Raw genomic sequence first — 11,700 nt, 5'->3', positions numbered from 1 at the left:
AAAAAGTAGATTATTATTCATAAATTTTATTATTTTTTACCATAGAATTTAAACAAATAATTATTTTACGCATAACGGTTACTAAAGCGACCTTTGCTTTTTTACCAGTATTAGTCATACGTTCATATAATGCCTTCATTTTGTCATTATGACGCATCGCTACTAAAGCAGCCATATACAAGCTTTTTCGAACAAAAAACCTGCCCCCTCTAATATGAGCCCCATTAGTTTTTTGACCGCTTTGGCTTGTTTTTGGGGCGAGTCCAACTAAGCTTGCAATTTCCTTATTGCTCAGCACACCAAGCTCTGGCAGTTCTATTAGCAAAACACTAGCTGTTTTTTCACCTATACCTTTATAGCTTATGAGTAAATCATTTTTTGCCTTTAAACTCTTATCTTCCTTTATAGCAGCCTTTATATCTTTTCTAATTTCCTCAAGCTGTTTTTTGCCACACTTTATCATTTTTTCGAGATATTTCTTAGCCTTCTCGGATGCAACTTTTGTTCTGCATTGATTAGCATGTATATCTTCTTCTATATTACGTTCTATGCTCCTTAGAGATTGTAATTCTTCTTGTATAACAGAAATTATTTGGTCTCCTTTCTCATCATTAGCAATAAAAGCTGCATATTTCTCAAGTAATAACGCATCCAATTTATCAGTTTTAGCAAAATGGTTACAGACCTTAGCAAAAGCGTGAACTCTATTAGGATGAGCTCTATGCACAGCAAGCCCGGCTTGTTGCAACATCCTCATAACCAAACGTTCATAACCGCCAGTAGATTCCAAAACAGTAAGCACAATATTTCGAGAAGCTATTTCTGATTTTATAAAATCAGAAATAGCTTTATCTGTATTTTTAATCTTACAATGAATATTGTTCATAGATATATCAAGCGTATTTTTTGAAACATCTATTCCCATAAATATCTTGCTTTTTTCAGTCATTTGCTTTACCTATAATTAGTGGTTGTTTTGCAAAGTTTTGATACATGATTGTAAATTCGATCTCTAAAGGATCATCCTACCGTTCGTATTATACTTTGCGATTCAAGGAAGGAGTGCACCAAGATTCCCTCGGTCTTTAAAGACCAATCTAAATTAAACGGCGTCACTCCTTCCGACCATATTAACTCCATATTGAGCTAATATTCAAGATACAATCTATAATACTTAATAGTCTTTCAGGCTTATTTTTTTAGATTCCCGCCGTTGCTAAGAATGACATCTTCTCGACTTCTTTTCATGACTTTTAAACTGCCATGAATCATATAACTCAATAAAAACTTGATTATCGAGTTTTAGCTTTAGAAAGGTTTAAAATGCATTCGCGTTAGCCGCTTTAAGAATGCATTTTTCCTTATATTAAAGCCAATTCGGGATAAGAATTAACTAATTCTTATCCCGAATTGGGGTATAACCTAATAAGCATAATACCCTACATTTTTTATATAACCACTATTAAAATGGCTGCTGATCGTCTATTAGCGAGGAGTCGCTGAAAGCGGCGACGCGGCAATCCAGGATACGCACAACTGTCGAAAGTTAGAAGAGGAAGGGGTTTTAAATAGGGTAACGTCATTGCGAGGAAGACCGTAGGTCGACGAAGCAATCCAAAAAAGTAACCATAAGTGGATTGCTTCGTCGACTTACGCCTTCTCGCAATGACAGCGGTTATAAGCCGACAACTTTTAAACTGTCATTATGACTTCTAAAACCGCTTCCTCTTCTAACTTTCGACAGCTGTGCTAGGATACGCGAAGCGTACTAGAAAAAACAGCTTCGCTGTTTACCTAGATCGCCACGGCATCTAAAGATGCCTCGCGATGACGATTATAGAAAAATGTAGGGTATGCCTAATAAGACCTATTTAAAGTAAATTCTAGTAAAGAAGCTAAATGATCTTTATAAATATTCTGTATAGGGATTTGCTCTAATAAATTACTAGCCTCATTCTTAATATTTGCTAGATGGTCGATAATTTGTTGCTTAATACCATGTTGTATCATCAAACTCCGTATTATCTCAAATTCACTCTCAGATCTATTATCCGCCTTAATCATTTTTTGAACTTTTAATTGCCCGGTATCATCAAGCTTCTTATATAAAAAGATTAGGGGTAGAGTTATTTTTCCTTCTAAAAAATCATCACCTATATTCTTGCCAATATCATGACTATTCCCTAAATAATCAAATAAATCATCAATAATTTGGAAAATATTTCCTAAATATCTACCAAAATTTTGCAAATTTTCACATATCTCGTTAGATTGACTAGAAATAATTGCTCCTACTTCACAAGATACTCCAAATAACTCTGCAGTTTTAGCCATAATTATTTCATTATATTCTGTTTCGTCAATAATTCTCCGCTGATTCAATTTCACAAGCTGAGAAACTTCACCTTCTGATATAATTGCTGAAGCTCTTGATAAAGATTTCATAGCTTTAACAGATTTGGTATCTACCATTAGCTGAAATGATTGACTAAATAAAAAATCTCCAACTAGAATACTAGCCTTACTCCCCCAAACAACGTTAGCAGTAGATTTGGATCTTCTCATTGTACTTTCATCTACTACATCGTCATGAAGTAAAGTTGCTGCATGAATAAATTCTACAGCCCCAGCAAGTTTTATATTATCTTCACCGACATAACCAAACATTTTACTAGTTAAAATTGTTAGTAATGGTCGGATTCTCTTGCCACCAAATTCCAGTAAATATTTACCTATTACGCCAACTAGTTGTTCTTTGGCATCTAAGTGGGTCATAATAAGTTTATTTAAGCTAGACAGTTCTACTGCTAAATCTTTATGTATTATTTTTATAGTATCCAATTTACATCTCTAATGCTATTTTAACCTCAGTTCGATATAAGAATTATTAATTCTTATATCGAACTGACTTTGTTATTTTATGATTTCCTGCCAAACATCACTATCAACCTCCAAAAAAGGCTGGATCATTAATTGTTTTAACAATGAATGATGCTCATTAAAATCAGGTACTAGTTCTTGTATCCTTTTTGTTACATTATCACCAATATGTATTTTTTCCGAGGCTTTTTTGTATAATGCTAGATAATATAATGGCAAAAATTTATTAAAGTCTACGGAGCCTATTTTGCCTTTTTCTATATTACTTGAATCTAATTTATACTCAAAACTTATGTCACCTGAGTTAGAATCAGGATGATCTGATATGGTTCTTAAAAAATACTTCGTACCTTCTTTGTATACAATACGACTATCTTCTGAGAATGTTTTAAACCTACCCAAGTTAAAGAAATAATTGGTTATAATATCCGTTGCCTTTAAATAATTATTGAAGACAACAAGCCCCTTAATATCAAATTTTCTAAATGCATCTAGCCTGCATTCGCTTGATAATCGAAATCCGGTATTATTAGAAAACAAACTAAGATTATTTATTTGAGCCCTCATTATATCTTTTTTTCTAGCAAAAAAATTTATATCTAAATCAAAAATATATTGATGGTTCTCTAACTCAGTCAAGTTGAATTTATCTTTATTACTGTTAATATACTGTAATTCTTCTATTAAAGATGAACTATTAGGGACTAGCGATACATATGACAACAAGTACTGTATAGAATTCAATATATTATCGGAAAATCCTGGCTTCAAATCAATTTTTGATTCAACTTTAAGATGACTATCCTCACTACCTTCTTCCACTTTACTTTGATACAATAAAGTAGTCAAAGATTCTTGGATACTACTTGAAAACTTGCTTGATATCATTTTTATTTCTAAATCTTTAGCAAAGTCACTATATAAAGATTTATTAGTTTTTATATAAAACTTACCTTCAAAACTAAAAGGCATCGGCCAAGCAAATCTATATAATAAAATACCAGCTGGTACTCTTCTGTTTATAATATTACTCTCTAATATTTTTGTTGAATAAGCGATATTTAATTTTTGTGGCATATTATTTTTAAAATCTTCTATATCAGTATAGTATTTATTCCTTTCTAGTGAAAATGAAATAATTGTATGATCTTCATCGTATAGTTTCTGCCCGTCAACTAAATCAAAAATTTTTGTCTTGTCAGATGTTAATTCTAACTTTTTTATAAAATTTATAATTTCAAACGGATCTTTTTTTTGTATAAAAATCTTAAGTAACTTAAAGCTTAAAGGAATTTTTGCTATAAAAGAATAATTACCACTTTCGAATTTTGTACCAAATCCCAACTCAATAGGTTTATAGCGACCTGTTGCGTTACCAAAATAACTAACAAAGCAAGCCTGTTTCAGTAAATCATAACCTATATAAATCGGGGAATTAAATCCAATTATACTATTCTCTCCCTCTTCATGCCAACCAATTACTTGCAAGGCAATTTTAAACGGAAAACCATAGCTAGCAACTTTATTAAATTTAATGAAATATTTTTGTTCACTATCTATCGAATTAGCAGCGATGTAACGGTTACTATATTGCCCATTAATCTTACTAGCTATAGAAGTAATAATTACCAACCATGAGATGGTATAAATCAATAGGATTACAGCAATTATAACTGATATATATATTAACTTTTTTCGCATGCTCATTAACCTCAATTTACCTCAGTTCGATGCAAGAATAATTATTATTCTCTGCACGCTCGATGTCATCCCTGCGAAAGCAGGGATCTAAAAATGTTTAAACACTTAATCCTTGCTACTTCTTTAGACCCCTGCCTACGCAGGGGTGACATCACCACAACTGTCGAAAGTTAGAAGAGGAAGGGGTTTTAAATAGGGTAACGTCATTGCGAGGAAGACCGTAGGTCGACGAAGTAATCCAAAAAAGTAGCCATAAGTGGATTGCTTCGTCGGCTTACGCCTTCTCGCAATGACAGCGGTTATAAGCCGACAACTTTTAAACTGTCATTATGACTTCTAAAACCGCTTCCTCTTCTAACTTTCGACAGCTGTGGTAACATCACCCCAATTCGGGATGATACTAAGCTTAGTATTAACTTGTTATATCGAATTCAGGTTCAGGTTAATTACATAACTTCACATATTCACGATTTAGTTGTACTATATCCCAAAACCACAAAATAACTATAATAATAAAAATTGTTAGTAAATAAACTACTATTGAATCACATGTGGCAGTAGGCACTATAATAAATATAAAAGACTGGATAAAAGCTCCTAAGGACTTACCAAATTTAATACCAATAACCTCAACAGCAGCTTTACCTTTTGTTCGAAGCTCTAATGATAAAGGAATATATGCCATTTCCTTTGTTGAATCAAATAACGAATATTTAGTTGATTTACTTAAAATATTTTGCACTCCTCCGATAATTACAGCCGCATAAATTGGATTAAAGTCTTTTATACCAAAACTTATATATTCTGAGAAAATAACAAAGATAAAAAACATTAAGCCAGTTATCAAAAACATTAAGGGTGTTAATAATGCTGAAATTAACCAAGTAAATTTCCTAATCACATTACTACCAACTATCATAAAAGTAACGCAGGAAATTCCCATCCAAATATTAAACCTACCCATAAAATGTATATAATCTAACGTATTGGGATTAAGCTCCCTTACCTTAGCTTTCCACGGACCTTCCACTACATTAATTAGTAGTGCATAACAAATTATCAATAAAGCAATGCGTCCAATATATTTTGAGTTAATAACCAACCTTATACTATCCATAAGTGATAAGGAAGTTTTTGCCTGTATTTGAACTATTTGGAAATCAGCCTTTAGCATCTCGTCATTCAAAATAAGATAATTAATTAACCTAAATAACACCATGGAAATTATACCGACAAACACTATTATAGAAATAACAGGTTGTAGCATTAGTTCTGAATTATATTGTAAATCTTCATTTATTATAACTTGAGCATCGACTACCCCTCGTACATTTGAAAAAGCTACTAATACATTGCCAGCTAAAATCAGACCAACATTACCTACCATTCCTAAAATTGGATAGAAACGTTTCGCTTTACTGGTATCAAAAATATTATTAGCAAATTGCCAAAACATTAGATTAATAATTACTGCACTCCATAATTCTGCACAAACATACATGAGAGCATAACTCCACTTACCCATTATCTTGATAAACCATCGAAAATTAGGATATAATGATACTAAATGTTCTACCTGCTCAGCATTTGGATGATAAAACTCCTGATTAGGGTAAATGATATAAGCAAATATCAGGAAAAAAAGCAAAAAACTCGAAATTACTATATAAAAAATATATTCAAAACGTACGTGATTACTAAGTTTTACATATATTATAGTAAATAATATAGAGGAAGGAAGAACAAACCAAAGTTTTAAAAAACTAATAACTTCTGCTCCTATTGATGGTATAACTAATCCGTCTTTAACGGACCTAAGTGTTCCAAAATTAAAAAGAATACACAGCATCATTAATGCCATAGGCAAAAAAAGTTTCAATTCCTCTCTTTCTATAGGCCAAATGATTTCCTGAATTTTAGCAAAAATACTTTTGAATGGTAACATTATTTTATACAAAAAATTACCTAAAGATTGACATTATTAATATAACCTGAGTTCGATGTAACTTGTTTACTTCCCTCGATGTCCCAGCGAAAGCTTTGCCAACGTGGATCACTAGTATGTCATTCCCGCGTAGGCGGGAATCTAAAATGTCTAAAGCACCCTTCCTGTCTATTTTTTTAGATTGTATCTTGAATATTAGCTCAATATGGAGTTAATATGGTCGGAAGGAGTGACGCCGTTTAATTTAGATTGGTCTTTAAAGACCGAGGGAATCTTGGTGCACTCCTTCCTTGAATCGCAAAGTATAATACGAACGGTAGGATGATCCTTTAGAGATCGAATTTACAATCATGTATCAAAACTTTGCAAAACAACCACTAATTATAGGTAAAGCAAATGACTGAAAAAAGCAAGATATTTATGGGAATAGATGTTTCAAAAAATACGCTTGATATATCTATGAACAATATTCATTGTAAGATTAAAAATACAGATAAAGCTATTTCTGATTTTATAAAATCAGAAATAGCTTCTCGAAATATTGTGCTTACTGTTTTGGAATCTACTGGCGGTTATGAACGTTTGGTTATGAGGATGTTGCAACAAGCCGGGCTTGCTGTGCATAGAGCTCATCCTAATAGAGTTCACGCTTTTGCTAAGGTCTGTAACCATTTTGCTAAAACTGATAAATTGGATGCGTTATTACTTGAGAAATATGCAGCTTTTATTGCTAATGATGAGAAAGGAGACCAAATAATTTCTGTTATACAAGAAGAATTACAATCTCTAAGGAGCATAGAACGTAATATAGAAGAAGATATACATGCTAATCAATGCAGAACAAAAGTTGCATCCGAGAAGGCTAAGAAATATCTCGAAAAAATGATAAAGTGTGGCAAAAAACAGCTTGAGGAAATTAGAAAAGATATAAAGGCTGCTATAAAGGAAGATAAGAGTTTAAAGGCAAAAAATGATTTACTCATAAGCTATAAAGGTATAGGTGAAAAAACAGCTAGTGTTTTGCTAATAGAACTGCCAGAGCTTGGTGTGCTGAGCAATAAGGAAATTGCAAGCTTAGTTGGACTCGCCCCAAAAACAAGCCAAAGCGGTCAAAAAACTAATGGGGCTCATATTAGAGGGGGCAGGTTTTTTGTTCGAAAAAGCTTGTATATGGCTGCTTTAGTAGCGATGCGTCATAATGACAAAATGAAGGCATTATATGAACGTATGACTAATGCTGGTAAAAAAGCAAAGGTCGCTTTAGTAACCGTTATGCGTAAAATAATTATTTGTTTAAATTCTATGGTAAAAAATAATAAAATTTATGAATAATAATCTACTTTTTTTCTTGACTAGCAAGACGGTAGATTCCTGACCGAAGCGGGAATGACATCGTTTTTAGTCCTGTAAATACCATTACTTACGTTAGCGTTTTTGATCCACGCGGCAAAGCCTCCCAGCAAAAACTGAGATCCAAAACTATATAACATACCTTCTATGCTATTTTTTTAGACCCCTCTACCTTCGCGGGGGTGACATCACTCTTAACAAGGATAATACTGAATCTAGTATTAACTTGTTACATCGAACTCAGGTTATTTAACATCGATAATGTAATGAAGCTGAACTAAATCTTTTAAAGCTCTATGGCAATAAAGTCAATGAAAATAAGCATATTTTTCTATTAACAAAATATTTATGTGACAAAATTATAGGATATATAGCTAAAAACGAGACATAACTTGCCTTGTAGGAAAATTTTTAATATGCTACAAAAGATTAAAGTAAATTGATAATATTATGTCCATTAGGTCAATATTAGCCCTATATTTATTGTTTCTTTTTCCGTTATATTCATATGCTAATATAGACGTAGAAATTGCTGAATCACATAAATGTTCAAGGATGTTTCCTTACTTTGAAAAGGTACACAAGATTCCTCCTAATACGTTACACTCGATAGCTTTAAAAGAATCTGGCAAAAAACATACTGAATATAAAATTAAAGTGGTTTGGCCTTGGACTGTCAATGTTGAAGGTAAAGGCTATTATTTTAATACTAAAAAAGAGGCAATATCATTTGTAAAAAAACAAATTATTCAAGGCAAAGAAAATATTGATGTAGGATGTATGCAAATCAATTTAAAACATCATTTAAATGCATTTAACTCTTTAAATCAAGCTTTTGATCCTAAGAAAAACGTCGCCTATGGTGCTAAATTCCTAAAAGCTAAATATGATCAGTTAGGTAGTTGGCACAAAGCAATTGCTCATTACCATTCAGCCACCCATGAGTTTGGCTCTAGATATAAACAAGATGTTATCAAAATTGCTAACAATATGGACTTGTATAAAAACTCTATTAACATGTATAGTGGGTACAATTATTATAATAATACACCTACTCTACCAACAAACATGCTTTTGAGGAATAAACAGAGAGCTTCATTTGAAAGTAATATTAGGAAATATAAGAGTAATATTATGGTAGTATTACCAAGAGCTAGCTAGAGGTAACAATTATATTTGATCGTGAGAAGTTAAAATCTAATCGTGACAAAGTGGTGGATAATATCGCTGAGTGTTCGTTCCTTAAATATGCAGCATTCGATATTATTGAGCGTCTAAATATTATTGATAAAGAATTTCCTGATATTTTAGATTTAGAATGTCGTACTGGTATACTAACTAAACTATTAGTGCAGAATTATAACTATGCTATAATTGTAGCGGCTAGTGCATCAAATGTTATGTTACAATCGTTTGACCATACTCCCAAATTACTAGTTGATGAAGAAAACTTACCATTTAAGGCAGCTAGTTTTGACCTAATAACTTTTTCCTTGGGTCTACACTGGATCAATGATGTACAAAATTTTCTGTTACAGATAAAACGTATTTTAAAACCAAATGGCCTATTTATTGGTAATTTTATCGGTGGTAACAGCCTAAAAGAACTACGAATGAAATTCATTGAAGCTGAAATAGCATTAAGTAGCCCTCACTTTCAACATGTTTCCCCTTTTATCCATTTTGACCACGTAACACCTTTACTAGGACAGGCAGGATTCACAGAAATTATCGTTGATTATGAAAATATTCAGCTGACCTATAAAAGCCCTTTAGATTTCATTAGAAAATTAAAAAATATTGGAGAATCTGGAGCATTATTAAAAAACTCTCATAACATGATATCGAAGCAAATGCTTTCTATTCTAAGCAATGATACTAACACTTTTACCGAACAAATTAATATAATTAGCTTCATTGCCTCTCCTAGTAAGAATAGTATAAAAACAACTCATAATTTAAAATAGCAGGAAAATAAGCATTTATAGCTTGCTCTTACTTTCTCCTTACATTATTATAATATTGGTATCTTATGAAAGCACAGTGCTCAACAGTTACAAGTAAGGGACAAGTTACTATCCCATCATACATTAGAAACAAGCTACACTTATCTTCTGACAGTAAATTAGAATTCATTATGCAAGATGGCTCTTTTATAGTAGTGCCAATTAATAAGCCAGTTAAAAATTTAAAAGGAATACTTCCCAAACCAAAAACACCATTAAGTATCGAAGATATGAATGAAGCCATTAAGAGTGGATACGATCGGAATTGATACTAATGTTTTAATTCGTTATTTGATTCAAGATGACGAAGTACAGAGTAGCAAAGCCACAAAATTAATTGAATTAAATTCAAATTAGCTATTAGTGTTCGTATGTTTATGGTTTATAATGCCATTAATTATTATAAGTAAGGAAAAATATATGCAAGAATTTGATTTAATAGTAATTGGTAGTGGTCCAGCTGGTTATACAGGGGCAATAAGAGCAGCACAGCTGGGTATGAAAGTTGCATGCATAGAAAAAAGGCCAACGCTTGGTGGTACTTGCCTAAATGTTGGATGTATTCCTTCAAAACTATTACTAAATTTTTCTGAAAAATTTAATGAAGTATCAAACCATTGTGCTGATATTGGTATTATGACCTCAACCAAACTTGATTTACAAAAAATGATGACTAAAAAAAGTCAAGTAGTGTCAGACTTATGCAAGGGTATAGAAAGTTTGTTTGTAAAAAATAAAATCACTAAATTTAGTGGAAGTGCCAAGTTTATTTCAACCAATCTTGTAGAAATTACTAACGGTAAAACAGTTGAATCGATTTCGGCTAAGAATATTTTAATTGCTACTGGCTCTGATATTATTGAAATACCCAATATTGTTGTAGATGAGGAATATATAGTTTCATCAACGGGAGCTTTGAGCCTTCCTAAAGTTCCAGAAACTATGATAGTAATTGGCGGTGGTTATATAGGTTTAGAGCTTGGTTCGGTATGGAACAGGCTTGGTTCTAAAGTAACGGTTATTGAATATGCTGATAGCATTGTCCCAGCTTTAGATAAAGAAATTATTAATCAATTTACCAAAATCCTACAAAAGCAATCCATTGAATTGCGACTGAATAGTAAAGTACTGTCTGCTGAAAAAAAAGCAGGAAAAGTCACTTTAAATATACAACAAACATCTGCTTCCTTAGTAGAGCAAATTACTACTGATATAGTTTTATTAGCTGTCGGCAGAAAAGCCCATACAACAAATTTAGGTCTAGATAAATTAGCAATTCAAACAGACAAACAAAACAGAATTACGGTGAATAGCCAATTCCAAACAATAATCCCTAATATTTATGCCGTTGGTGATGTAATTGCAGGACCTATGCTTGCTCATAAAGCAGAAGAAGAAGCTGTTGCTGCCGTCGAAATTATGGCGGGTCTAGCTGGTCATGTTAATTATAATCTTATTCCAAGTGTAATTTATACTTGGCCAGAAGTAGCGAGTGTTGGTTTAACTGAAGAACAATTAAAAGAAGCCAAGATTGATTACAAAGTTGGTAAATTTCCATTTTTGGCAAATAGTCGGGCGAGAAGCACAGGTTCTACTGATGGGATGGTGAAGATATTAGCTGATAGCATAACTGATAAAGTACTTGGAGCACATATAATAGGACCTTGTGCTGGAACTATGATTGCAGAACTTGTAGCATTTATGGAATTTGGTGCTTCTTCAGAAGATATAGCAAGAACTTGCCATGCCCACCCTACCCTAAGTGAAGCTATAAAAGAGGCGGCTCTAGCTGTAGATAAGAGGGCTATTAATTTTTAG

General features: G+C 32.5%; 9 protein-coding genes. 5 read left to right on the top strand and 4 right to left on the bottom strand.

Going from position 1 to position 11,700, the window contains the following annotated elements; translation table 11 throughout:
* Window positions 1–13 precede the first annotated feature (13 nt).
* The 4 genes from AAGD29_RS09985 to AAGD29_RS09970 form a co-directional block, all read right to left on the bottom strand.
* Window positions 14–949 carry an IS110 family transposase gene (locus tag AAGD29_RS09985; RefSeq protein ID WP_341758015.1) on the bottom strand — a complete coding sequence of 312 codons (936 nt, stop codon included), beginning with the start codon at window positions 947–949 and terminating at the stop codon, window positions 14–16.
* Window positions 950–1,857: 908 nt separating this feature from the next.
* A complete protein-coding gene (locus tag AAGD29_RS09980) occupies window positions 1,858–2,841 on the bottom strand; it encodes a polyprenyl synthetase family protein (protein WP_341758014.1) in 984 nt (327 codons plus the stop codon).
* Between the two features lie 72 nt (window positions 2,842–2,913).
* A complete protein-coding gene (locus tag AAGD29_RS09975) occupies window positions 2,914–4,581 on the bottom strand; it encodes a hypothetical protein (protein ID WP_341758013.1) in 1,668 nt (555 codons plus the stop codon).
* A gap of 442 nt (window positions 4,582–5,023) precedes the next feature.
* Entirely contained in the window at window positions 5,024–6,526 is a 1,503-nt protein-coding gene (locus AAGD29_RS09970) for an Npt1/Npt2 family nucleotide transporter (protein ID WP_341758012.1), read from the bottom strand.
* A 396-nt stretch (window positions 6,527–6,922) separates the two neighbouring features.
* Between AAGD29_RS09970 and AAGD29_RS09965 the strand changes: the two genes are divergently transcribed.
* From AAGD29_RS09965 to lpdA, 5 genes are all read left to right on the top strand, one after another.
* Complete coding sequence (locus AAGD29_RS09965) at window positions 6,923–7,858, top strand: IS110 family transposase (RefSeq protein ID WP_341757706.1); 936 nt, start codon at window positions 6,923–6,925, stop codon at window positions 7,856–7,858.
* Between the two features lie 468 nt (window positions 7,859–8,326).
* Complete coding sequence (locus AAGD29_RS09960) at window positions 8,327–9,037, top strand: lytic transglycosylase domain-containing protein (protein ID WP_341758011.1); 711 nt, start codon at window positions 8,327–8,329, stop codon at window positions 9,035–9,037.
* 62 nt (window positions 9,038–9,099) lie between these two features.
* A complete protein-coding gene (locus tag AAGD29_RS09955; protein WP_410521214.1) occupies window positions 9,100–9,843 on the top strand; it encodes a methyltransferase domain-containing protein in 744 nt (247 codons plus the stop codon).
* Between the two features lie 65 nt (window positions 9,844–9,908).
* Window positions 9,909–10,151, top strand: a complete 243-nt coding sequence (locus AAGD29_RS09950; RefSeq protein ID WP_341758010.1) for an AbrB/MazE/SpoVT family DNA-binding domain-containing protein — start codon at window positions 9,909–9,911, stop codon at window positions 10,149–10,151.
* Between the two features lie 151 nt (window positions 10,152–10,302).
* Window positions 10,303–11,700, top strand: coding sequence for a dihydrolipoyl dehydrogenase (gene lpdA / locus AAGD29_RS09945; RefSeq protein WP_341758009.1), 1,398 nt, complete (start codon window positions 10,303–10,305; stop codon window positions 11,698–11,700).

It is taken from the genome of Candidatus Tisiphia endosymbiont of Ditula angustiorana, assembly GCF_964026425.1.
Classification (GTDB): domain Bacteria; phylum Pseudomonadota; class Alphaproteobacteria; order Rickettsiales; family Rickettsiaceae; genus Tisiphia.
This window is presented reverse-complemented; position numbering and strand designations above follow the sequence as displayed.